Origin of the sequence: Streptomyces marinisediminis (assembly GCF_026262575.1) — a bacterium.
Lineage (GTDB): Bacteria > Actinomycetota > Actinomycetes > Streptomycetales > Streptomycetaceae > Streptomyces > Streptomyces marinisediminis.
Genome location: NZ_JAPKFL010000004.1, coordinates 120,085 through 142,215, shown reverse-complemented (window position 1 = coordinate 142,215; position 22,131 = coordinate 120,085). Strand labels below are relative to the sequence as shown.

Annotated in this window: 20 protein-coding genes and 1 pseudogene; 7 read left to right on the top strand and 14 right to left on the bottom strand. The window is 73.8% G+C overall.

Going from position 1 to position 22,131, the window contains the following annotated elements:
- Nucleotides 1–174: 174 nt before the first annotated feature.
- From OSB71_RS04885 to OSB71_RS04855, 7 genes are all read right to left on the bottom strand, one after another.
- Nucleotides 175–2,856 carry a hypothetical protein gene (locus OSB71_RS04885; protein ID WP_265944562.1) on the bottom strand — a complete coding sequence of 894 codons (2,682 nt, stop codon included), beginning with the start codon at nt 2,854–2,856 and terminating at the stop codon, nt 175–177.
- A gap of 55 nt (nt 2,857–2,911) precedes the next feature.
- On the bottom strand, nt 2,912–4,831 hold the full coding sequence (locus OSB71_RS04880) for a phosphotransferase (RefSeq protein WP_265944560.1): 1,920 nt from the start codon (nt 4,829–4,831) through the stop codon (nt 2,912–2,914).
- Nucleotides 4,828–5,754, bottom strand: coding sequence for an MDR/zinc-dependent alcohol dehydrogenase-like family protein (locus tag OSB71_RS04875; RefSeq protein ID WP_265944558.1), 927 nt, complete (start codon nt 5,752–5,754; stop codon nt 4,828–4,830). Before OSB71_RS04875 ends, OSB71_RS04880 begins: the two co-directional genes overlap by 4 nt.
- Nucleotides 5,754–6,650: a hypothetical protein gene (locus tag OSB71_RS04870; protein ID WP_265944555.1), complete on the bottom strand. Its 897-nt coding sequence runs from the start codon at nt 6,648–6,650 to the stop codon at nt 5,754–5,756. The genes OSB71_RS04875 and OSB71_RS04870 overlap by 1 nt, the downstream gene beginning before the upstream one ends.
- On the bottom strand, nt 6,650–7,732 hold the full coding sequence (locus tag OSB71_RS04865) for a hypothetical protein (protein WP_265944553.1): 1,083 nt from the start codon (nt 7,730–7,732) through the stop codon (nt 6,650–6,652). The genes OSB71_RS04870 and OSB71_RS04865 overlap by 1 nt, the downstream gene beginning before the upstream one ends.
- A gap of 176 nt (nt 7,733–7,908) precedes the next feature.
- Nucleotides 7,909–8,100, bottom strand: coding sequence for a hypothetical protein (locus tag OSB71_RS04860; RefSeq protein ID WP_265944551.1), 192 nt, complete (start codon nt 8,098–8,100; stop codon nt 7,909–7,911).
- Complete coding sequence (locus OSB71_RS04855; RefSeq protein ID WP_265944549.1) at nt 8,097–8,441, bottom strand: hypothetical protein; 345 nt, start codon at nt 8,439–8,441, stop codon at nt 8,097–8,099. Before OSB71_RS04855 ends, OSB71_RS04860 begins: the two co-directional genes overlap by 4 nt.
- A 278-nt stretch (nt 8,442–8,719) precedes the next feature.
- Between OSB71_RS04855 and OSB71_RS04850 the strand changes: the two genes are divergently transcribed.
- The 4 genes and pseudogenes from OSB71_RS04850 to OSB71_RS04840 all read left to right on the top strand — a co-directional run bounded on the left by OSB71_RS04850 (nt 8,720) and on the right by OSB71_RS04840 (nt 10,629).
- Complete coding sequence (locus tag OSB71_RS04850) at nt 8,720–9,589, top strand: helix-turn-helix domain-containing protein (protein WP_265944547.1); 870 nt, start codon at nt 8,720–8,722, stop codon at nt 9,587–9,589.
- Nucleotides 9,586–9,825, top strand: coding sequence for a DUF397 domain-containing protein (locus OSB71_RS04845; RefSeq protein WP_265944545.1), 240 nt, complete (start codon nt 9,586–9,588; stop codon nt 9,823–9,825). Before OSB71_RS04850 ends, OSB71_RS04845 begins: the two co-directional genes overlap by 4 nt.
- A 281-nt stretch (nt 9,826–10,106) precedes the next feature.
- Nucleotides 10,107–10,214, top strand: a pseudogene (locus OSB71_RS24705) (zinc finger domain-containing protein); the annotation flags it as partial.
- Nucleotides 10,215–10,281: 67 nt separating this feature from the next.
- Nucleotides 10,282–10,629 (top strand): hypothetical protein, encoded by a 348-nt coding sequence (locus OSB71_RS04840; RefSeq protein WP_265944543.1) that lies wholly within the window; start codon nt 10,282–10,284, stop codon nt 10,627–10,629.
- 186 nt (nt 10,630–10,815) lie between these two features.
- Here OSB71_RS04840 and OSB71_RS04835 read toward each other — a convergent pair whose 3' ends face one another.
- A complete protein-coding gene (locus OSB71_RS04835) occupies nt 10,816–11,394 on the bottom strand; it encodes an ATP-binding protein (RefSeq protein WP_265944541.1) in 579 nt (192 codons plus the stop codon).
- A 171-nt stretch (nt 11,395–11,565) separates the two neighbouring features.
- On the opposite strand from OSB71_RS04835, the gene OSB71_RS04830 reads away from it, so the two are divergent.
- The 3 genes from OSB71_RS04830 to OSB71_RS04820 all read left to right on the top strand — a co-directional run bounded on the left by OSB71_RS04830 (nt 11,566) and on the right by OSB71_RS04820 (nt 13,506).
- Complete coding sequence (locus OSB71_RS04830) at nt 11,566–12,393, top strand: DUF5753 domain-containing protein (protein ID WP_265944539.1); 828 nt, start codon at nt 11,566–11,568, stop codon at nt 12,391–12,393.
- 4 nt (nt 12,394–12,397) lie between these two features.
- On the top strand, nt 12,398–13,168 hold the full coding sequence (locus OSB71_RS04825; RefSeq protein WP_265944537.1) for an SAM-dependent methyltransferase: 771 nt from the start codon (nt 12,398–12,400) through the stop codon (nt 13,166–13,168).
- A gap of 185 nt (nt 13,169–13,353) precedes the next feature.
- On the top strand, nt 13,354–13,506 hold the full coding sequence (locus OSB71_RS04820) for a hypothetical protein (protein WP_265944535.1): 153 nt from the start codon (nt 13,354–13,356) through the stop codon (nt 13,504–13,506).
- Between the two features lie 100 nt (nt 13,507–13,606).
- On the opposite strand, the gene OSB71_RS04815 is transcribed toward OSB71_RS04820, so the two are convergent.
- From OSB71_RS04815 to OSB71_RS04790, 6 genes are all read right to left on the bottom strand, one after another.
- The gene (locus OSB71_RS04815; RefSeq protein ID WP_265944533.1) at nt 13,607–13,987 is read right to left on the bottom strand and encodes a DUF4180 domain-containing protein; all 381 of its coding nucleotides are present in this window, start codon (nt 13,985–13,987) and stop codon (nt 13,607–13,609) included.
- A gap of 41 nt (nt 13,988–14,028) precedes the next feature.
- The gene (gene recQ / locus OSB71_RS04810) at nt 14,029–16,158 is read right to left on the bottom strand and encodes a DNA helicase RecQ (RefSeq protein WP_265944530.1); all 2,130 of its coding nucleotides are present in this window, start codon (nt 16,156–16,158) and stop codon (nt 14,029–14,031) included.
- A gap of 84 nt (nt 16,159–16,242) precedes the next feature.
- The gene (locus tag OSB71_RS04805; protein ID WP_265944528.1) at nt 16,243–17,328 is read right to left on the bottom strand and encodes a C40 family peptidase; all 1,086 of its coding nucleotides are present in this window, start codon (nt 17,326–17,328) and stop codon (nt 16,243–16,245) included.
- A gap of 54 nt (nt 17,329–17,382) precedes the next feature.
- On the bottom strand, nt 17,383–17,865 hold the full coding sequence (locus tag OSB71_RS04800; protein ID WP_265944526.1) for a poly-gamma-glutamate biosynthesis protein PgsC/CapC: 483 nt from the start codon (nt 17,863–17,865) through the stop codon (nt 17,383–17,385).
- Complete coding sequence (gene pgsB / locus OSB71_RS04795) at nt 17,862–19,640, bottom strand: poly-gamma-glutamate synthase PgsB (protein ID WP_265944524.1); 1,779 nt, start codon at nt 19,638–19,640, stop codon at nt 17,862–17,864. The genes OSB71_RS04800 and pgsB overlap by 4 nt, the downstream gene beginning before the upstream one ends.
- Before the next feature lie 6 nt (nt 19,641–19,646).
- Nucleotides 19,647–21,887 (bottom strand): HAMP domain-containing protein, encoded by a 2,241-nt coding sequence (locus OSB71_RS04790; RefSeq protein WP_265944779.1) that lies wholly within the window; start codon nt 21,885–21,887, stop codon nt 19,647–19,649.
- Nucleotides 21,888–22,131: the final 244 nt, after the last annotated feature.

Here is a 22,131-nt window from a genome sequence, read left to right as displayed (position 1 = left end):
GCTCGAGGACGAGCGGGCGCCCGGGCGGGAGCCAGCGTGCTCTCCGCCCAGATGCACCGACATTGCGCGCCCGGGTTTGTCAGAGCCGGGGGCTGTCGCTGGCCAAGCGGCGAGCGGGGGATGCCCCGCGGCGGGGCCCGGGTGCGGCTGCGCCCTTGTGGGGATCGGCACGGTTCATGCGCTGACCTGGCTGGTGGGTGGGGCTGTGTGGCGCAGGGTGTTGGCGAGGGCGGCGATGCGTCGTAGGGGGGCGAGGTCGGGGGCGGGGGCTGTGGTGTGGGTGAGCTGGTCGATGGCGTGGCGGATGGAGGTCTGCAGGGGGAAGTCGTGGAGGACTTCGTCGTGGAGGGGTTGGCCGTCGCGTACGGCGGTGAGGCGGTGGTCGTTGCGGTCCAGTTGCCAGCCGTCGGGGGCGGTGACGGGTTCGAGGTGCAGGGCGAAGTGGGTGGTGCCGGCGTGGACGGCGATGTGCCGGTGGCGGTCGTCGGCGGGCCGGATGTTGTGGCGCCAGGGGGGACGGGGTTCGGGGACACGGCCGAGGAGGATGCTGGGGCCGAGGATGGAGGAGGCCAGTTCCAGGTGGAGCGGTGCGCCGGGGTGCTGGCTGAGGGTGGTGCGTTCGGTGAGGGCTGCGACGAACAGCCTCGGGTCGTAGGTCGCCCACAGCTGGCTGGCGGCCGGGTCGCCGGCGAGGTAGGCGTCGATCACGGGGGCGGGGAGGATGCCGGCAAGGACGGCGAGCATGTGCAGCCACTCATAGCCGAGTACGCCGTAGTCACGGTCGATGAACCTGCCGGTGTCGATGTCTGCGCGGCGGTCCTTGGTGAAGGTGATGGTGATCTGGTTGATCGGGGCGTCGGGCTCGGTGCGGCGGATGAGGTCGGTGAGCGCGGGCAGGGCGCGAGAGTGCCGGTACTGGTCGTTGACGACGATCCGGGCCTGGGGGTGGCGGGCGAGGAGGTCGGTGAAGGCGTCGATCTCGTGGCCGCGGCAGGCGGGTTTTTCCAGCAGGATGCGGGCGGCGGGCTGGTGGGTCAGGATCGCGCGCAGGACGGGGAGGTGGTCGGCGGTCGGGGTGCACACGGACCACAGGCCGATCTTGTCGGCCACGTCCCTGGGGAGCTCGCTGACCTGGGAGGTGAAGGTGCGGTGGGCGGGGGGCAGGTCCTGGTGTTTGGGGTCGATGATCGTCAGGTCGGCGCCGAGGTCTTCGAGGATCGTGGTGTGGAGGCGGCCGGCGACGCCGTAGCCGACGACGCAGGCGTGGGCCACGGGCCGCTCGCGCACCGTGGCTGCGGCCGGGGGGCCGAGTCGGTGGCGGGCGCTTGCCGGGGCGAGGTGGAGGTCGTAGTACGCATCGAGTAGACCGGCGTCCGTGATGGCCTGGTCGGCGGGGGCGGTGTGCAGGCCGGGCGGGATGCTGTCGTGGTGCGCGCACAGGTGGCCGGCGGCGATGAGGGTGCCGGCGCGGTAGGCGTCGTAGCCCTGGTTCGGGATGGAGTCGGCCTCGAACAGGTTCAGGCTCCGTCCGTCGCCAAGCAGGGTGACATGGCGGTCGTTGTCGAGGCCGAAGCGCAGCCCGACGCCGGGGATCTCGGCACGGGTCTTGGCGTGTTCGGGCAGGAGGGAGAAGTCGCGGGTGGCGAACGGGGCCAGCAGGGTGCCGTCGGCCAGGTGCGCGAAGTCGTCCTCGGTCAGCGCCATCTCACCGGTGGTGCCGATCACCAGGAACGGGTCGGTGGCGCGCAGGGCCTGGCCTGCGGTGCGGTAGGTGGTGTGGCCGACTTCGGCGGCGTCGATCAGGGTGAGCAGGTTCGTGTCGACGACGGTCAGGCGGCAGCCGAGGGTGCGCAGGGCCGGGGCCAGGCGCGAGCCGAGGGTGCCGTAGCCGATCAGGAGTACCGGGCGGCCGATGATCTTGCGGTCGGGCAGGATGGTGCGCAGGCGGCGCAGGCAGGAGTCGGCGATCTCGCGGTAGCCGAGCCGGGTCTTGACCTGGGAGCGGGCCATGTTCAGCACGGGGATGGCGGGAGGTCCGGCGGCGGTGATGCGTTTGACGCCGGAGACGGTCAGCTCCAGCGCGGCATCGGCCCGCCGCGGCGCTGTGGCGTGGCCGTAGCCGCGGGCGATCAGGCCGCCGTCGTCGACCACGAGGACGCGGCGGCCGCCGTTGTGGGCGGCCTCGATGAACGCCTCGATGGCCGCCTCGGCGTCGGCCAGGGCGGCGGCGTGATCGGCCGGGGCGTTGACGGCGGTGTTGTCCAGCGCTCCGGTGCGGTAGCCGCGGGCGGCGAAGGTGGCGCGTACCCGGTCGCGGCCCGCGGTGCGGTCGCCCTTGTCGAGGGTGTAGATCCACTCGGGGGGAATCCCGGCGCGTTCCATGGCGAGGATGAAGCCGACGCTGTGTTCGAGGAAGTGGTCCCGGAAGATCAGCGCCCACCCGTCGAAGGCGGGGGTGGGGGTGCTGTAGCGGTGCAGGAGGGGCATGGAGTCGCGGATGCCGTCGAGTTCGCCACGGGTGTAGGGCAGGGCGGCGGCGGTCAGTCGCTCGTGCAGCTCCCCCGCGATCTGCCCGGCGGGGCCGGGGTCGATGAGGATCTCGACGGTCGGTGGCGGATCCGCGAGGAAGCCGAGGGAGCGGGGCGGCTGGGTCGGCAGCGGCTTCCACCGCACCGTCACCGCCGCGCCGTCGCGGGCCGGGTCGGCCAGCCGGATCGCATGGTCTCCCAGGTGGTCGGCGGCCAGCTGGTGCGCTGTGGCGAGGCCGCGGATGATGGTGTGGATCTGGTGATCGGTGAGCGGTCCGCGCAGGACCGCCCAGGGGGCGGAGCCGGGCTCGGAAGATGGAGTGGTCATACGTCGCCTCCCTGCGGGTGGACAACCAGCCCCGCGTGGCGGGGCTGGGGCCGGGCTACCGGCTGGGCGGGTTGCTGGTGTGGGCGACCTGCGCCAGCGCGGCCTCGGCCTCGGCCATGCGGTCGAAGAGCGCGGTGGCCGCGTGGTGGCGCAGCAGCCAGAACTGGTCGAGGTCGTCCTGGTCGAGGCCGGGCGCCAGGTAGTGCTCCTTGACGCCGTAGAGGCTGACGGTGAGCTGGATGAGCGCGACGTGGGCGCAGGCGGTGATGTCGGCGGCGGGCAGGTGCGGGTTGGTTTCGCGGTAGGCGGTCACGAGGGTGAGGCCGGAGGCGATCCAGTCCGGGCTGTGGACGATGGAGCGGGGGTCGAAGGCGATCCGGCCCAGCTCGAAGGCGGCCAGGTAGGGCTCGGCGGGGCCGAAGTCGACCACCGCGGTGATGTCGTCACCGTCGAAGAGGATGTTCTTCGGGGAGTAGTCGCCGTGGAGGACCTGGGTGTGCAGGGGCGGGAGCCCGGCGAGGAGTTCGGGCAGGCGCCCAAGCTGGGTGCGGCGCTCGGCGAGGGTGGCGGCGGCCTGCCGGTCGAACGCGTCATGCTCCGCACGCTCGTTGATGGTGTCCAGCAGCCGGCTGATCGTGGCCTCGCGCTTGGCCAGGTCCGGATTGAGCCACTTGCTGGCCTTGGGCGAGGGGTGGGAGCTGGCGGTGTGGCTGGCGAACGCGGCGTGGATGCGTCCGAGCATGCGGCCGGCGGCGGCCTGCTGAGCGGGTGTGAGCCCGCTGTCGATGGTGTGGCCGGGCATCCACTGCCACACCGACAGCGCGGTGCTGGCGTGGCGGGTGATGGCCTCGCCGTAGTTGTTGGTGATCACGGTGGCGACGGGCACGCCGTGCCGGCCGGCCAGCCGCGTTTGGGTGATTACGTCGTCCTCGGCGGCCAGGTCGGCGGTGGGCTGGTAGTGCTTGACGAACACGACCCGCCCGTCCGCCGTGGTGGCGCGGTAGTTGATGGCGACCTGGCCGTCGAGCCGGGTCAGGCGGGCCCCGGCGAGGCCGTAGGCGTCGGCGAGGAGGTCGGTGATCTGCGCGGTGGCCGGGGGCTCGGTGGTGCTGGTGGGCATGGTCGGCTGCTCCTTCTCGGTCATCACGGCTGGTGAGCGGCCCACTACCCTAGCGGGGTTGGGGGGTGGTGCCTGCTCGGCGGCCTGCTGGTGGAGGACGCGGTCCCACCAGGCGCGGGCAGCCCGGTACCGGTGCAGGCAGGCGGCCGGAGAGCGGTCGGTGCCGGTCCACTCCACTGCGACCTCGATCCGCCGCCCGGCGGCGACCCTGGCCGCCACGTGGGCGGCGACGCGGCGGTGCCCGTCCAGACCGATTCCGTCGTCCGACAGGTGCAGCACCCCCACGTCGTCCAGCAGGGGCGCGAACACCCCGTCGCCGCCGTGTCGGGCGGAGGCGGTGGTGAGCTGGGCGGTGTCGGCCAGCAGCCGCAGCCGGGGTGTGCGGGCCAGCAGCGCGGCGAGCGCGGTACGGGCGGCGGGCTGGAGCCAGGCGGGGTGGTGCGGCTCGACCAGCAGACCCACCGGCAGGCCGGGCACAGGCTGGTCGTACAGCGCGTGGAGGTAGGTGCCGGCCGGCTCCCTGCGGGTCAGCAGCCGCACCCAGCCGGCCCCGAGCACGGTGGCGGCCTCAGCGAGACGGCCGAGCTCGGCGCGAGCCGCCGCGCGCGCCCTCGGCGGGCCGGTGAAGAGGTCGGCGAGGTCGAGGTCGGCGGTGATCCCGGTGATGGGCACCCCGGCGTCGTCGGCCCGCTGCCGCCAGGTAGCCAGCAGGGCCGGGGCGCGGCGGGCGAGGTCGAAGCCGCGGGGGCCGCCGCGCAGATGGAGCAGGGGGATCTGCTCGCGTGCGGCCCAGGCCAGCAGGCTGGGAACGTCCAGGCCGCGCACGGAGATGCTGTACAGGCCCACCGTGGTCATGGCGCTCCCCAGTCGAAGAGGATGACCGGCTCGGCCAGCCGGGCGGGCGAGTCCAGGAGCCGGTAGGCGTACGGGGCGAGGTGGCCGGGCACGGTGGCGCACCAGGACGCCACCAGCTGGGGGTCGAGGTGTCCTTCCAGCCACGTAGCTGCGGTGGTGTAGGCAGCCTGGTACGCGCCGACCGGGGCGGGGGCGAGCTCGTGCATCCCGATCACCGTCCAGCCGCCCCGGTGCGCGGCCAGCGCCGCGACACCGGAAGCTGGCGGCGGGGTGCCCAGCAGGCCCAGGACCCCGCCGGGGGCGAGCAGACGCGCTGCCCGCTCGGGTGTGCTGGCCGCGTCGATAACCAGCGACGCGCCGCCCGCCACGCCGGCGTCCGGGGGCAGGCGGGTAGCGCCGGGCACGGCCAGGAGCGGCGGACGCGGACGGGAGGTGGCCACCCGGACCGTGGTGGCGCCGCGCCGCGCCAGCTCCAGCGCCGCACCGAGTGCGACCGGTCCGGAGCCGACCACCACCGCGCCGTCGAACGCCACCCCGGGCCCGAGCCGGTCCAGGCCCAACAGGGCGATCTGCTGGAACCGGGCCACCGCCGCCGTCGCCGCCGGGACACCGGACGGCGCGGTCACCGCGTCCTCGCAGTCGAGAGGGAAGGCGGCGCCGTGCGGCACCGGCGCCAGCACCCACCGAGCCCGATCGTGCTGCCGGCCGAAGGTCATGTATCCCGCCTCGCGCGGTACCCCGGTCCGGCTGGCCGCCAGATGCCGCCGCTCCGTCCCCGGGGACAGCACGCTCCAACGCCCCGCGACCCAGCCTTCGGGCACCGGCCCCGGCGCGGGTGGCTGGAGCCACGCCTGCCCGCCGTCCAGCCTGATCCGCGCGCCCGCGTGCCGGCGGCGCACTGCGGCGTCTGACCGATGGGACATCAGCACACCCCCGGTGCCCGCTGGTGTCCGGCCGCCAGGCGCGCGGCATGAGCCGCGATCCGCTCCGGTGTGCCCGACACCGCGTACAGCGGCAGGCGCCCGGCCAGGGTGCGGACGAAGGCCAGGCGGCGGAGGTGAGCCGGGTGGTCCTCGACCTCGCGCAGCGCCGGGCCGACTGGCGTCTCCAGCACCCGGTCCAGCAGATGGCCGCTCGCCCGCAGCCAGGTGTTGGCGGCCGTGTGCCGGTCGACCGGCTCGGGCGCGGCATCGGCCGCGGACAGGCCGCCGTCGACGTCGACCACCAGCCCGGCCGCCACCGCAACCGGCCCACCCGGGGCGGCGACGGCCAGGCCCGGCCGGTCACTCACCTCCACCACGGCAGAACCCTCCGGAGGCAGGCCGAGCTCGGCGAACCACCGTGCGGTCGCGCGGCAGCGGACCACCATCGCGCGGGTGCCGCCCAGCACCGACGGCCGGTCGCCGTCGGAGCAGTCCAGCAGGGCGACATCGCCCGCCAGCACCCGCCAGCCATGCCCGGCCAAGGCGAGCGCGACCAGCGTCTTGCCCGCGCCGTGCCCGCCCAGGAGCACCACCGCCCCGCCCCCGTCCGGCGGCTGGACGCAGACCGCGTGCGCGCACAGCGTGCCGTGCGCCAGGTGCAGCCGGTGCAGGTACGCGCCCAGCCACCGCCGCACATCCGCCATCCCCGCCCCGCCGGGCACCGCCACCGGCCGCACTCCCGCCCGGGCCGCCACCGGAACACCGCCGGGGGCAACGCCGGGAAGGTGCGGCGCGACCTGCGGCCACCACGACCCCACCAGGGCCGCCGGGGCGTCCACCGCCAGCCCCCGCCCCGCGCTGCGCAGCTCCACCACGCACCGCTCCTCACCGCCCATCAGCCGCGCTCCACAGCCGGTCTAGGCGCCGGGACGAGGCGGGTGAGGAACGCGGCGTTCGCGCCCGGGTCGTGCCCGAGGACAACCGCGTGGCCCGGCACCGCGGCGAGCCGGGCGGCCACCTCGGCGCGGGCCTGCGCCGTGCCCGCCCCGCGTCCGCCGGTCAGACCGAAGATGTCGGGGTAGGAGTCCTCCGTGGCGCCCATCATGAAGTCCGCCTCCGATACCCCCACCGCGGCCACGTCGCGCGTGCCGTCGAGGCCGGGCCGCACGCCGTGGCGGATGGCGGGGAAGACCACCGCCGTCACCCGCCCGCAGGCGGCGCCGGACAGGCCGAACCAGCCGGTGAAGTCCTCGGGGCGGATGTGCGCCTTCACCTCCCGCCCCTTATCGAACAGGGCCGTGGTGTGGCCGGCCAGGATCGCGGCGGTCGCCCGCGCGTCCTGCGACGGATGCGGCGGCGCCCCGGCGGCCAGGTACTCGCGCGCCACCTCGGTCCAGCCCAGCGCGCCCAGCAGGCCCAGCCCTATCGCGGCGCCCGAGGGCCATGGCGCCAGCTCCACCCCGCCCTCGGGCGCGGGCCGGGCGAACACCCGGTCGTTGCCCAGCAACCCAGCCCCTGCGGCGGCGAGGGTGAAGGCGAGGGTGGACTTGCCCGCTCCGCGCCCGCCCAGCGCCAGCACCGCCCCGCCGCTGGGCCAGACCGTGGCCGAGGCGTGCAGCAGAACCCACCCGTCGACCACGAGCTGCGCGCGGACCAGCTCCCGCGCCACCCGGACGGCGGCCCGCGCCAGCGATCGCGGCTGCTCGCTATGGACGCCCATCCGGTCGGTAGCGGCGGTGTAGCGGTAGCCGACCCGGTCGGAAGGCGTCACCGCGATCACCGTGCCTTCGTCCCGGCCCGGGGTGTAGCGCGTCGCCGCCCGGGGATAGCCGACCTCCTGCCACCGGGCGGCTTCCACCTCGGCCGCCAGCTCGTTGAATCCGGTCGCCGTCGCGGTCACCACCGGACCGCCCATCACGTCGTCGGCGCGGCTCGTGTGCCACCACGGCCCGACGTAGCGGGCGATCCAGTCGATCACGCCGCGGTGCGGTGACCTGACGGTCACCCCTACCGCGCCGGCAGCCGTGTGGAGCTTCAACACGTACACGATGCGCGTCCCCCCTTCCCTGTGTGTCGTTGCCTTCTGTTCGCCGCGCGTCCGGCCGCGGGCGCTTGTTCCGGGGTTCTCCTCCGCACGGCCTCGTGGCGCGAACTTCACTGCCTCTCCGGACGGTCCTCTTCCTCGGGCCCGCCGCCGGCCACCACCTCGGTGGCCGGCGCCGCACCAGCCTGGTCGTGGACGACTGAGCCGAGCAGCGCGATCGCGGCGAGGTGGCCGGTGCCCCAGACCAGCGCGGCCACGGCGCCGACCCGGTCCCGGCCGCTGGCCGCGTGACGTCCACTCACTGGCCCGCACCCGGCCCGGCGGCGCGGGCGTAGCGCTGGAGGATGTCCACGCTCTTGGCCAGCAGGGTGAGCATCGCCCGAGGGTCGCCGCCCGGCGCGGTCGCCAGCTGCCTGGCGTGCCGCACGGTGCTCACCGCGGTGGTGCGCTGGAGACCGTCCTCCAGCCCGGCCGCGTACCGCTCGGCGTCGGCGGTGAAGGCACGGATGTAGCCGGCCAGACGGCGGCGCAGTGCGGCGGCGGCCGGCGCCTGGGCCTGGTGCGGGCTGCGTGCCCAGGCGAGAGCGAGTTCGACGTCGCGGGCGACGCCGGCGGGTGTGGGGGTTGCGGTCGTAGCCGTCATGGCGGGGTCCCTCATGGGTGGTGGCCGCAGGTCCTCGGCGGGTGTGGGGGAGGTGAACAACCGGGGCCGCAGCGGCTTCGCGGGGGTGGAGCTGAAGGGCTCTCTCACGGTGGCGTGTGGCAGAGTGCAGCGGCAAGCGCATCGGCAGAAATTCAGCGCTTGCCCCGGAATTGGCACATGCCTGATGATGCATCCGCGTTGCTGTGGCGGGCAGTTGCGCCGCCACAGCCGCGCATATCGCCGCGAGCGCCGATCAGAAACACCGAGGAGGCCAGCACATGGCCAGATCCAGGCCGACAGCGCGCCGCATCGAGCTGGGCGCGCATCTGCGGCATCTGCGCACCGCTTCCGGGCTCACGATCGAGGACGCCGCCCGGGGCATGCCGTTCTCCGAGACCAAGCTCCAGCGGGTGGAGAAGGGCCTGATGTCCTTCCGCCAGGCCGGCGAGCTGCGCAAGCTGCTGGGGCGCTACGGCGTCACCGACGACGAAGCGGTGGAATCCCTGCTGGAGATCCAGCGGGAGGCCGCCAGCCAGGACTGGTGGACCGAGTACAAGGACGTCATGCCCTCGGGCATGCAGCGCTTCGTCGGCATCGAGTCCACCGCCACCTCCATCCGCGCCTGGCACCCCTCACTCATACTCGGCCTGCTGCAGACCGAGCGTTACGCCCGCGCCGTCCACGAGGTCGCCAAACCCGTGGAAGAGACCACCAGCGAGTTCGTGGACAAGCACGTCGCCCTGCGCATGAAGCGCAAGGAAGCGCTGCTGAGCGGAGACGGGACGCCGCGGCTGTGGGTGATCCTCGGCGAGGGCGCGCTGCGCTGGGTCCTGGGCGGCCCGGAGGTGATGCGCGACCAGTACGACGAGGTGATGAAACTGGCGGCCCTGGACCACGTCACGGTGCAGATCCTGCCGCACCGCTCGACGGGCTTCCGCGCCTCCCACGACTTCATGCTCCTGGACCTGGGGGAGGGACTGCCGCCGACGGTCCAGACAGACACCGCGTGGGGCGCCGTCTCAGTCACGGACAAGCCGCGCGAGGTCGGGCGGTTCGCCCGGTCCTTCGATGCCCTGCGTGCCTCCGCGCTCCCGCCGGAGGACACGCGGGGGTTCCTGCACCAACTATCGCGAGAGATCATGACATGACCCCTCATGCCCACTACCTCACCGCATCCGACCTCGCCCCCGCCCACGCCTGGTTCAAGGCGAAGGCCAGCGGCAGCGGCAACGCCTGCATCATGGTCGCCGACCTGACCCACACGGCCCACCACGGCATCGGCCTGCACGACTCCAAGAACCCAGCTGGCCCCGCCATGGTCATCCCCGCCGACGCGTTCGCACGCTTCATCGACGGCGTCCGCAACGGACACCTCGGCAGCTGACTCACCTCGACGGAACACCGAGCCCGCCCTCGGGCCATGAGGGCGGGCTCTTCCACGCTTCCCCGCTCTCGCACACGAGTACCCAGCTGTAACAGAAGGTCACGGGACACACTTTCCGTGAGAAACTGCGAGCACCGCTGAAGCGTTTCCGATTTGCCCCTGGTCTTCGTTCTCACCTCTCGCAAAACAGCGTTCGCACAAATGCCCTCCGCGATAGGTTCTGAGACATTTCAGCACTCGCCGAACCGGCCGCCGCAGTCGAATAGTTCGACTGCCCCACCTGTGAAGCGCCCGCCGGAAGCACCTGCCGCACCCGCGGCGGCAAAGTAGCCAGGAAGTACCACACGCCCCGCTTCATGCTCATCCCCCAGCTCCGTGCCGAACGCGAAGTCCGCACCCCCACCGACCGCGGCCCCGGCCGGGCCGGCTATCAACGCCGCCGCCCTCTGGGAGGCAGTGACCGGCAAGCCCGGCACCCAGACCTGGTACGAGTCCGTGCACGTCACCTGCCGCAGCCCGGAGTCGGAGGCGGCCCGCAAGGAGCACTACGAGCAGATCTACGCCCCTGCGCAGGAGCGGCGGAAGCAGGCGAAGACCAAGCCGGCCACCGAGGCGCAGGTGAGGTACCTGACCACGCTCGCGGAGAGGGTCGGCAAGGAACGGTTCGACGCCGAATACGCCAAGGCGATCAAGGGCAGCGACATCGCTCCGCGTGCTCCCCGGCAGCGCTGCGCGACGGCCGCGAAGCGGCTGACCAAAACCAGGGCCCGCAAGCTCATCACCGCCCTGGTCGGCCACGGTTGATCCGGCTCGCCCCCGTCGTCATCCTCGTCCAGCTCCGGCGCGTCCGGGTCGCCCAGCAGGCGCAGAGCGCCGCCGGCCGGCCGCGGACAGAGGCCCACGAAGACGGCCGCCGCGCCCCGGCTCTCCCGCCGCCGCCCGTTCGCCGCCTCGCGTGGTGGCGCGGGCGCTGGCCGGGGCCGTGTGGTCTCAGGCGGGGTCGGGGCAGGGGACGGCGTCGGTGCAGGGGGTGCGGCGGCGGGGCACCGGGGCGCCGGTGGGGGCCAGGACGACCCAGGTGGTGTGACGGCCCACCGGGCCGCTGGCCACGCCCCAGCGGTGGGCCAGGGCGTCGACGATTTCCAGGCCCCAGCCGCCGTCGGGCACGTCCCCGGTCGGCGGTTGCGCGGGCACGCAGGCCGGCGGCGGGGGTGTGCCGGTGGTGGCGACGCTGACGGTGATCGCTCCGGGGGTGGTGCCCGTGCGGTGCACGCCCAGCTCGTAGGACTGCGCGGTGCTGTGCCGGATGACGTTGGCGACGAGCTCGGTGACGACGAGCTGGGCGGCGGCGATCTGGCTGGGCAGGCAGCGCTGGCGGGTCATCTCGGTGCGCACCGCGCGGCGGGCGAGCGCGAGACGGGCGGGGTCTGAGGGCAGGGAGAGGTACATCGGATCCTCCGGGGCCGGGAGCCGGGTGGCGGCTGCCGGTCGGGGCTCGTAGGCGGGCGGAGCCGGGTGCGGTCGCGGGTCGCCGGGGGCGGCCCCGCTGTCCACTATCACCCCGCCCACGGCACTATGCAACGTCGCAGAATGTGCGGACGCGCGGGCGCGCACGGGGTGCCGGTCCCCGGGCGGGGGTGGGAGGATGCCGTGCAGCGCCGGTGGCCCCCTCGCCCTCCCCCGGGAAAGAAGTGGAGCAGCATGTCTCGTCCGCGGTCCGGTCCGACGGTGGCCCAGCGTGTGATCGCGGCAGACCTGCGGGCGCGGCGGCAGGCGGCGGGGCTGACGCTGGAGGCGGCGGCCGCCGAGCTCGGCGCGCACCGCGACACGGTGCTGCGGGTGGAGCGGGCGGCCACGGGCCTGCGCCCGGCGACCGTGGCGCACCTGCTGCGGATCTACCGCACCCCGCAGGCCCAGGCCCGCGCCATCCTGGCCGGGCTGGAGCGGGCGAACGCTCCGGGGTGGTGGCACGAGTACCGCGACGTGCTCCCCGACCACCTGACCGGCGCGATCGACCTGGAGGACAACGCCACCTACATCCGCTGCTACGCCCCCGGTGTCCTGCCCGACCTGCTGCGCACCCCCAGCTACGCCCGCGCGCTGCTGCGTCTGCGCCACCCCGGCGAGAGCCCCGAGCGCATCGAGCGGCGCGCGGAGCTCCTGGCCGCCCGGCAGCGGCACGCCTTCGACCGGGCCCGGCCGCTGCGGCTGTGGGCGCTGGTGGACGAAGCCGCGGTGCACCGCACGGTCGGCGACCGGGCGGTAATGGCCGCCCAGCGCGAGCGCCTGGAGCAGATCATCGCCGAGCGCCGCCACATCACCCTCCAGGTCCTGCCCGCCGGCGGGCCGGTGCACCAGCTCGCCGCGTCCGGCCCCGCGGACCTGATGCGCCTGGCCCACCCGGCGCTGGCCGACCGCCTGCTGCTGCGCGGGCTGCGGCCGGAGACGACCACCATCACCGCCGACGTGGACACGGTGCGCACCTACCAGGCCGCCATGGACCACGCCGCGCTGACCGCTCCCCCGCCACAGACCCCCCTGCCCCCACCACCCGCACCGCGGAGGTAACGAGATGAGCGACGACTACGGCGACATCCAGCCCGGCACCCCCTCCAGCGCCGGATTCTGGAACGTGCTCCAGGGAGGCAAGGACGGCTCGGCGGCCGATGTGCATCTGGCCGAGCACGTGCTCGCCCACTACCCGGCCGTCGCCGACCTCGCGCGCGCCTCCCGCGCCTTCCTCGCCCGGGTGGTGCACCACCTGGCCACCCAGGCCGGCGTCCGGCAGTTCCTGGACGTGGGCACCGGCCTGCCCACCGACGACAACACCCACGAGATCGCCCAGCGCGCCGCCCCAAACGCGCGGATCGTCTACGTCGACAACGACCCGCGCATCCTCGCCCACGCCCGCGCCCGCCTCACCAGCAGCACCCCCCAGGGCGCGACCGCCTACGTGGACGCCGACATGAGCGACCACGCCACCGTCCTGCGCGAAGCCGCCCGCACCCTGGACCTGGACCAGCCCGTCGCGCTGCTGTTCCTGTCCGTCCTGGGGCACCTGGACCCCGCGGCGAGCGCCAGCCTGGTCAGCGCCTACACCCAGCGCCTGGCCCCGGGCTCCTACCTGGCGGTGTGCGACACCGTCACCGGCGCGGGCACCCCCCAGGGCGAGGCCGCCTACACCGCCACCGGCGCCGCCCCCTACACCGCCCGCACACCCGAACAGCTCGCCGCGACCGCCGCGGGGCTGGAGATCCTGCCCCCCGGAATCGGCCCCATCACCCGCTGGCACGCCGACGGCCCACCCCTGGACCAGCACGGCTACCTCGCCCGCAAACCCTGACCACCGGGGGAGGGAAGGTCAGCGCGTTTCTGCCGTACTCCGGCTGGCCCCAGGGGAAACCGCCCCCGAACCGCTCCCGGCGCTCCCCTGGGGGCCGCCGGCAATGCCTCGCAGCGTGTTTGCCCCGTCTGCGTGAGCTGGGCCTTTCGTCCCCTGAGTGAGGGAGCGTCGTCGCGGTTCACCGTGTGTGGTCGCCGGGGGCGTATCGGCTGGGCAACGCCAAGGGCTGCGGCCACCAGCGGGTGGCCGAGATGAACGAGCAGGTCGTGGTCAACCTCGACCGGATGATCACCGAACTCGAAGCCGACGGGCCGCAGGAGGCCGCCGATGCGGGCTGACGACTCCCAGCACATCATCGCCGCTGCCCGCGAGCGGGCAGCGGCGACGAGGGAACGGGCCATCGCCGCCCTGCGGCGCATGGACGCGCCGGACAGCCGGTTAGCGCCGCCCCGGGCCCCGGCGGGCCAGCCGGTCCCGCAGCTCGGCGGCGTCGGTCACGAACCACGTGTGACCCCCGCGGTCGCACTCGCGGACGAAGTCCCGCAGCGCCGGGCTGTCCCGGGTGTGCCGGGAGACGTCCCCGAGCACCACCAGGCCCATGCGGTAGGTGACGAACTTCTGGACGATGTCGCCCGCCACGCGCGTGCGCAGCCGGAAGAACGCCGCGTCCAGCCGCTCGACGGGCACGACGACCCACTCGGCGCCCTGGTACCCCGCGTCGCCGATGAGGTCGAGCACGTCGCCCTCCCCGCGGATCGGCTCCCCCTCGGCGGGGAGCGTCAGCACCGGGACACCCTCGACCAGCTCTGTCGCCACCATGCGGCACAGGCTAGGGACGCCGGCCCGGCGGCGCACCCGGTTTACCGCGCGGTGAGGAGTTCCAGGATGCGTTCGCCGTACTTGGCCAGCTTGCTCTCGCCCACCCCGCTGACCTCGCCCAGCTCCGCCAGCGTGCCCGGGGCCCGGGCGGCGATCTCGCGCAGCGTGGCGTCGTGGAAGATGACGTACGCCGGGACGCCCTGTTCCCTGGCCGTCGCCGCCCGCCAGGCGCGCAGCTCCTCGAAGACCGGGGCCGCCTCGGCCGGCAGTTCCGCGGCGGCCGCCCGCTGCCTGCCCGCCGTCTCCCTCGCCGGCCGGGCCGCCTTCGCCCGGGCCGGGTCGCGGCGCAGGGTGACCCGGCGCCCGCCGCCGAGCACCTCGGCGCTGGCCTCGGACAGCACGAGGGTGCTGTACTCGCCCTCGACTTCCAGCAGGCCCTGCGCGACCAGCTGGCGCACGACCGACCGCCACTGCGCCTCCGTCAGCTCCTCGCCGACACCGAAGACGCTGAGGGCGTCGTGGTCGAACTGGATCACCTTCGCCGTCTTCCGGCCGAGCAGGATGTCGATGATCTGCCCCGCGCCGAACTTCTGGTTGCGCTCCCGCTTCAGCCGCACCACCGTCGAGAGCGCCTTCTGCGCCGCGACCGTGCCGTCCCAGGTCTCCGGCGGCGACAGGCAGGTGTCGCAGTTGCCGCACGGGCCGGACTCCTGGCCGAAGTAGGCGAGCAGGCGCACCCGGCGGCACTCGACCGTCTCGCACAGCGCCAGCATGGCGTCGAGCTGGGCTCCCTGGCGGCGCTGGTGCGCGGCGTCCCCCTGGCCCCCGCCGATCATCTTGCGCTGCTGCACCACGTCCTGGAGGCCGTAGGCGAGCCACGCCGTGGAGGGCAGCCCGTCCCGGCCCGCGCGGCCCGTCTCCTGGTAGTAGCCCTCCACCGACTTCGGCAGGTCCAGGTGGGCGACGAAGCGCACGTCGGGTTTGTCGATGCCCATGCCGAACGCGATCGTCGCCACCACCACGAGGCCGTCTTCGCGCAGGAAGCGGGCCTGGTGCTCCGCGCGCACCCGGGCGTCGAGCATCGCGTGGTACGGCACCGCCTCCACCCCGTGCCGCGTCAGGTACTCGGCCGTCTTCTCCACCGAGGCCCGCGACAGGCAGTAGACGATGCCCGCCTCCCCGGCGTGCTCGGTGCGCAGCAGCGTCAGGAGCTGCTTCTTCGGCTCGCCCTTGGGCACGATGCGGTACTGGATGTTCGGCCGGTCGAAGCTGGCGACGAAGTGCCGGGCGTCCTGGAGCTTCAGCCGGGTGGCGATCTCGGTGCGCGTGGCCTGCGTCGCCGTGGCCGTCAGCGCGATGCGCGGCACCTCGGGCCAGCGCTCGTGGAGCTGGGAGAGCGTGAGGTAGTCCGGGCGGAAGTCGTGGCCCCACTGGGCCACGCAGTGCGCCTCGTCGATCGCGAACACCGAGACCGTGCCGCGCTCCAGCAGGGCCAGCGTCGCCTCGCTGCGCAGCCGCTCGGGCGCGAGGTAGAGCAGGTCGAGCTCCCCGGCCAGGAACTCCGCCTCCACCAGCCGGCGCTCCTCGAAGTCCTGCGTGGAGTTCAGGAAGCCCGCCCGCACGCCGAGCGCGCGCAGGGCGTCCACCTGGTCCTGCATGAGCGCGATGAGGGGGGAGACGACCACGCCGACGCCGTCCCGCACCAGCGCCGGGATCTGGTAGCACAGCGACTTGCCGCCGCCGGTGGGCATCAGCACCAGCGCGTCGCCACCGGCGACGACGTGCTCGATGATCTCCTGCTGCTCCCCGCGGAACGCGTCGTAGCCGAAGACGCGGCGCAGCACGCTCAGCGCGTCACCGCCCCGGGCCCCCGGCGCACCGCCCGGCCCGGCGGCGTCGAAGAGGGAGTCCGCCGCCCCGGCGGGGGCGCCCGCCGCCCCGCCGCCGGGGTCGGCCGGGAGGTCGTCGAACGCCCCGTCGAACACCTCGTCGGGCATCTCGCCGTACATCTCGCCGTACGCCTCCTCCGGCTCGTCCGGCGGGCCGTCGCCGAAGAGGTCGGCCGGTGCGCCGCCGGGCGCGCCGTCGGGTACGCCGCCGGGCGCCTGACCGGTCACCTGGCCGGGGACGTCCGCGACGACGTCGGGGGAGTCGCTGTCGAGTGCTGCCATGCGGCCATGCTAGGAGCCGACCCGGACACCCACCGACCAGATCCGGCCACCCCACCGCCCGGCACTACGCCGCGCGACACCCCGCTACAGGCGCTTGGCACTGCGGAAGGCCGTGGCGTAGTAGCCGTTGCCGTCCAGCCGGGACGTGCCGCCCTTGTCCCCGATCGTCGGGCCGTTGACCTCCTCGCGGCTGGAAATGAACACCTTGTGGCCGTCGGTGTCGTGGCCCAGGTAGATCCCGACGTGGTCCAGCCGCGACTCGGTGCGCTCGTCCAGCCAGAAGAACACCAGGTCACCGGGTTGCAGGACGTCGATGTTGGCGGGGCGCTCGTAGCTCGGGGCCTTACCGCCCAGCTCGATGACGTCCGTGCCCAGGTCGGAGCGGGCCATGCCGTTCGCGGTGCGCGGCAGGCCGTCGCCCGTCTCGTCGGAGGGCGCCAGCGGGTAGCGGGCGCGGTAGCCGAAGACGGCGCGGATGTACCCCGAGCAGTCCATCGCGCGGTGGCGCGCCGCCTCGGGCTGGAGCGTGGTGCCGTCGCGGAAGGTGTAGGGGATGCCGAGGTAGTCGTAGAAGTCCGACTGCTCCAGGCGCAGGTCCGCGCCCTCCTCGCCCTCGGGGTTCAGCGGCCCGAAGTCGGCGTCGCCGGCGTAGGCCAGCCCCTCGTCGTCCTTCTTGACCGGGGCGCCCTCGACGTACTGGAAGGCGATGGCGAAGAGGTCGTCCTCCTCGCTGCCGAAGTACTCGCCGAACCAGTCCTTGAACCACTTCTCCTTCTCCGCCCCCTTGCGCCAGTGCTCGGGCATCAGCCGCACCCAGTTCTCGGTCACCACGCGGGACTGGGTGGAGGTCGGCTCGGTGAAGGTGCGGCTCGGGCCGGTGAGGGTGGCCGTGCGGGAGCCGTCGGTGAAGGTGGCCAGGACCCGGCCGTCCTCGCTGCGCAGCACGCTGCGGTCCGGGTTCTTCAGCCGCTCCCAGGTCCGTTCCCCGGTGTCCTGGCCCACCCCCGCGTTCTTCAGGTTCGGGGTGTCCGTGACGGCGGCGACCGCGGGCACCTTCGCCTGCTCGTCGGCGCGCAGGGCGACGGTGAGGTACCCGCTGGCCCCGAGCAGGGCGAGGACCGTGGCCGCGTGCAGGACGGGCCGGGACTTGCGCTTGGTCGTGGCACTCATCGGATCTGTCAGCTCCCGGTCTGGGTCGGCGGGTGGTCGCGTGCGACGTGGCTCTTAGGACGTGGGCATGAAACCGAGCAGGATTCCGGCGGTCAGGACGACGTACGTCATGAGCGTCACGGAGCCGGTGGCGAGGATCGTGGCCCCCTTGGGCTGGCGCACGAGCTGGTAGGCGATGAGCCCCGGCACGATGAAGCCGAGGGTCTGGTTGGAGTACATGAGGGGGAACTCGCGCTGCAGGACGATGGTCAGCGTGCCCTGGAGCACCACGCCGATCAGGACGACGGCGGCGAACAGCCGCTTGCCGTAGAGGATCACGTGCCGCTGGACGAGCAGCGTGCAGACGTAGGTGAGAACGGTCACGCCGACCACCATGGACGCGTGCTGGAGGTCCTCCACCAGCGTCAGCGCCAGCCAGCCGGGGGTGATCATGCCACCGGGGGAGAGGTTGGTCGTCAGGTAGCAGACCAGCGAGAACAGCAGCCCGAGCGCGATGCCGATGGCGGCGATCTCGGGGGTGAGGACGGCGGGGATCAACGGGGTTCTCCTGGGCGGTGCCACGAATCGGGGTGCGGGCTGTGGTGGTGTGGCGCCTCGTCCTGGGCGCCCGGGTCGTGCGGCTGGTACGGGTGCTGCGGCTCGTGCTCCTGCGTGTGCGCCGCCGGCGGGAGCTGCGGGTGCCGCGGCTCGTGCGGGAACTGCGGCTCGTGCGGGTGCTGCGGCTCGTGCGGGTGCTGGGGCTCGTGGGGGAACCGCGGCTCGTGCGCGCCCTGCGCCTGGTACGGCTCCTGCGGTTCGTAACCGTGGTGTGCGGCCGGCCCTCCGTGCGCCGACGGGTCACCGTGCGGGTCCGGCAGGGGGTAGGGCTGGTAGCGCGCCTCGTAGGCCTCGGGGTAGGGCGCGTACGGGTCCAGGTACGGCGCGTACGGCTCGTGGTGGTGGGCGGGGCCGCCCCCGTGGGCCCCGTAGGGCGCGCCGTCGGCTTCCACGTTCCCGTGGTGCGCGTGCGCCGGGACGGCCACCCGCGGCTGCGGCGCCGTGTCGTCGACCGCGTGGCCCATCGGACCCGCCGCGCCCGCCGCGCCCGCCGCCGTGTCGTCCGCGGGGCCGGTCACGGCGTCGTCCGCCGTGTCGTCCGCCGGGAGTTCCGCGAGGTGTTCGAGGAGCACCTCGCCCTGCCCGTGGATGTTGCCGATGGCGACCAGCGACGCCTCCGGGCCCAGCTTCGCGAAGATCCCGGCCATGAGCTCCTCGGGGGACCGCCGGTCACCGCCGAGGTCGACGGCGCGCTCGCGCCACGCGGCGGGTATGGCGTCCAGCGCGCTCTTGGTGGGGTGCCCGATGAGGAACACCGAGTCCGGCTCCAGGTCGGGGATGATCTCGCCCATCTGCCCGTTGCGCTCCACCCGGTCCGGGCGGCAGTTGATGAGCACGTGCAGGGGCCGGCGGATCGCTCCGAGGTCCAGGAGCTGGTTGATGTTCATCAGCGTCGACTCGGGGTCGTTCGCGGCGAAGACGTTGGCGAACCGCAGCCGCTGGCCCTCGGGCGTGCGGTAGCGCTCCACGGAGAGCACACCCGGGTCCGGCGGCGCGTCGTACATGCCCTGCAGCGCCGTCTGCCGCTCCACGCCCAGCAGTTCGGCGACGGTCAGCGCGATCGCGACGTTCTCCTTGAAGGTGAACCAACTGAAGCCGCGCAGCTCCTCGTCGGTGACCGTCTCCGGGTCGGCGTAGACGAGCCGGCAGTTCCGGGCGTCGGCCTCTTCCTGGAGGATGGCGAAGCGCTCCTTCTCCGCCGTCACGCAGATCCCGTCCTCCGGCATCGACCGGGACAGCGAGCGCGCGACGTCGTCCAGGGTGGGGCCCATCTCCTCCAGGTGGTCCTCACGGACGTTGCACAGCACGCCGATCGTCGAGCGGATGAGCTTGCTCTGGTTGATCTCCTGGAGCGCGGGCATGACGGCCATGCACTCGATCACCAGCGCGTCCGGCTGGTAGGCGGCAGCCCGCCGCACGATGCCCACCTGTTCGACGACGTTGGCGATGCCGAACTTCCGGTAGACCGGCTCCTCGGTGGCGTCCGGGTGGATGAACCGCGCGGCGGTCCCCGTCGTCTTCGCGACGGTCACCAGGCTCCCGCCGCGCAGCGCGCCCGCGCACAGCCGGGTGATGGAGCTCTTGCCGCGGATGCCGTTGACCAGCACGCGGGACGGGATGAGCTCCAGGTTGGTGAAGTGGCGCCGCTGTTCGAGCACCCCGGCCACCAGCAGGATCGCGCAGGCGATCACCAGGACGGAATAGAGGAAGAGCACGGCCGATCAGTTCCCTCCGGCCGGGACGGCGTCCGCCCGGCGGTTTCGCTCGTGTAGCTGCTGCCGGAGCAGCTCCAGGCTGCGCGTGACGGCGCCCACCTCGTCGTGGTGGCGGGGGTAGAGGACCGTGCGGCGGTCGCCCTCGGCGAGCCGCTCGGCCTGCCGGGCCAGCTCCCGCAGCGGCCGGCCCACGATGATGTGCAGCCAGCCCAGGCAGGCCACGGTCGCGGTGAGCACGAGGAGCCCGGCCAGCACGGTGCGGTTCTCCAGCTTGTACTCGGGGATGGCCAGCACGTCCGCCGGCTGCCAGCTCACCACCGTCCACCCGAGGTCACCGGCGGCGCCGCCGCCGACGAACGGGGCCGCGGCGGCGATCTGCGAGCCGGAGCCGTCCCGGTACAGCACGCCGCTGGGCCGCGGGCTCATGCCCACCTGCTGCGCCGTGCCCTCCACCAGCGCGTCCAGCCGCTCCGTCGGCAGCGACTCGAAGGCCAGGTAGCCGGTGTTGCCGCCGACGACGCGGCGCTCGGCGTCCACCACCCGGATCTCACCGAGCCCGGGGCGCTTGAGCAGCGAGTTGAGGAAGTCGACGCGGAACTCGCCGACGACCGCGGCCCCCTCGCGGCCGGGGATCTCGGCGTAGCCGACGATGACCGGTTCCTTCCCGCTGTCGTTGAGCACCGTGACCGGCGTGGTGCCCGGCCCCTCGCCCGCCGGGTGCCGGGGCGCGTCGCCGGCTTCGGCCAGCACCGTCCCGTCGGCGCCCAGGACGTACAGGGAGGCGTAGCGCAGGTGTTCGGTGGCCGTGCGCTCCAGCACCGTCGTCATGTCCTCGCGCGAGGTCTCGTCGCCGATGAGGGTGGCCACGGAGATGAGGTCGGCGTGGCCCTCGTTGAACGCCCGGCGCACCCGGTCGGTGAGGGTGTCGGTCCGCTCCCGCTGGTCGTCGACGAGCTGCTGGGGGATGACGGCGGTGGTGTCGGCCTGGTTGAGCAGCAGCGTGATGGGCGCGGCCCAGGCGGCGAGCAGGGCGCCGCAGGCGATGAGGACGCCGCGGGTGCCGACGCGGCGCAGCCGGCCGCGGGGGCGGCGCGGCGCGGGGGGCCGCTGCTCGCCGTCGTCCAGGAGCTGCTGGCGCAGCCGTTCCAGGGCCGCGCCGATGCGGGCGGCCTCCCCGTAGGTCGGCACGCGCACCGGCCGCCGCAGGTCCCCGCGCACCAGGCGGCGGCTCTCCAGGAACATGCGCAGGATCGGGCGCTGCACGGTGGACAGCAGGACGCCGACCGCCAGCGCGCCGATCAGCAGCAGCGCGCCGGCGGCGGCCAGCCCGGCCAGGGGCTCGGTGGTGCGGGTCGGGTCGATCCCGACGTTGACCATGGCCACCACGGTCAGGCCCAGGCTCGTCGCGGAGGTCCCCTCGCCGGGCTGCGGCGCCGCCAGGGCCGCGTACCCGGCCGCCGCCTGCTCGCCGCGGTAGGTGTCGCCCAGCAGGCTGCCGCTCACGCCGGGGAAGCCGCCGGAGCCGGGCTCCTTCGTGGTCAGCGGATGCCGCTCGGCCCGGGCCGACGCCTCCCGCGCGAACTCGGCGAGCTGCCGGTTCTGCTCCTTGACCTGCTCGCGCTGCAGGTCGGTGAGCACCTGTTCGGGCTCGGGGATGCCGTCGCTGCTGAGCACCTCGCCGGTGGAGTCGATGACGGCGATGGAACGGAACTGGCCCAGGCTGATGCCGGGGAAGCGCAGGCTGCTGGAGGCGACGAGCAACTGCTGCGGCTCGCCGTCCCAGGACAGCAGGGCGAAGCTCAGCAGCCGCGTCTCGCCGTTGGCCAGCCGCACCATGCGCGGGCTGAGCCCGTTCTCCTCGGACAGCTTGCCGCGGTCGATGACCGTCAGCGGCAGGTTCTCGCCCCGCGCGGCCAGCAGCTTGCCGGAGCGGATCTCGATGATCGCCGTGCCGCGCCACTTCTGGTAGACACTGCCGATCTTGTCCAGCACGGCGTCGGGCGCCGCCGGCTCGGCGGAGGAGCTGAACAGGGCGGCGGCGCGGGTGAGGTCCGTGACGCTCTCGTCCAGCGAGGCCCGCAGCGCGATGGCGCCGTCCTCGGCGAAGTGCTGCTGCGAGGTGAGGACGGCGTCGGACATCTTCCCCTGGGAGACGCTGCCCAGGGACAGTGCGGTCACCGCGACGAGCGAGAGGAGCAGCGCCGACAACGCGGCGATGGGCGGTCGGATACCGCCCAGCAACGACATGTCGGCCCGCCGGCGGGCCTTCTGTCGTCGCCTCGACTGCGAAGCGGCCACCAGGGCGCTCCTCTCCTGCTCAGATGTGTGGACGTGCGGGAATGCCCCGGGGCGGGGCGTGCCGCGTGGGCTCCGCTGCCTAGACGGCGCTGGGCGTCGAATGGTTGTGCCCCGCACGAGTAACAGTTCGGACACGACGAGGCGTCAAAGGGTTTGAGCAGCCCCTGGCGGGGCCACGCCCGCGAGCCGCCGT

Coding starts and splice junctions, on each gene's coding strand:
- OSB71_RS04885 (WP_265944562.1), bottom strand. CDS start 2,856: ATGACCACTCCATCTTCCGAGCCCGGCTCCGCCCCCTGGGCGGTCCTG.
- OSB71_RS04880 (WP_265944560.1), bottom strand. CDS start 4,831: ATGACCACGGTGGGCCTGTACAGCATCTCCGTGCGCGGCCTGGACGTT.
- OSB71_RS04875 (WP_265944558.1), bottom strand. CDS start 5,754: ATGTCCCATCGGTCAGACGCCGCAGTGCGCCGCCGGCACGCGGGCGCG.
- OSB71_RS04870 (WP_265944555.1), bottom strand. CDS start 6,650: ATGGGCGGTGAGGAGCGGTGCGTGGTGGAGCTGCGCAGCGCGGGGCGG.
- OSB71_RS04855 (WP_265944549.1), bottom strand. CDS start 8,441: ATGACGGCTACGACCGCAACCCCCACACCCGCCGGCGTCGCCCGCGAC.
- OSB71_RS04850 (WP_265944547.1), top strand. CDS start 8,720: ATGGCCAGATCCAGGCCGACAGCGCGCCGCATCGAGCTGGGCGCGCAT.
- OSB71_RS04845 (WP_265944545.1), top strand. CDS start 9,586: ATGACCCCTCATGCCCACTACCTCACCGCATCCGACCTCGCCCCCGCC.
- OSB71_RS04825 (WP_265944537.1), top strand. CDS start 12,398: ATGAGCGACGACTACGGCGACATCCAGCCCGGCACCCCCTCCAGCGCC.
- OSB71_RS04815 (WP_265944533.1), bottom strand. CDS start 13,987: ATGGTGGCGACAGAGCTGGTCGAGGGTGTCCCGGTGCTGACGCTCCCC.
- recQ (WP_265944530.1), bottom strand. CDS start 16,158: ATGGCAGCACTCGACAGCGACTCCCCCGACGTCGTCGCGGACGTCCCC.
- OSB71_RS04805 (WP_265944528.1), bottom strand. CDS start 17,328: ATGAGTGCCACGACCAAGCGCAAGTCCCGGCCCGTCCTGCACGCGGCC.
- OSB71_RS04790 (WP_265944779.1), bottom strand. CDS start 21,887: ATGTCGTTGCTGGGCGGTATCCGACCGCCCATCGCCGCGTTGTCGGCG.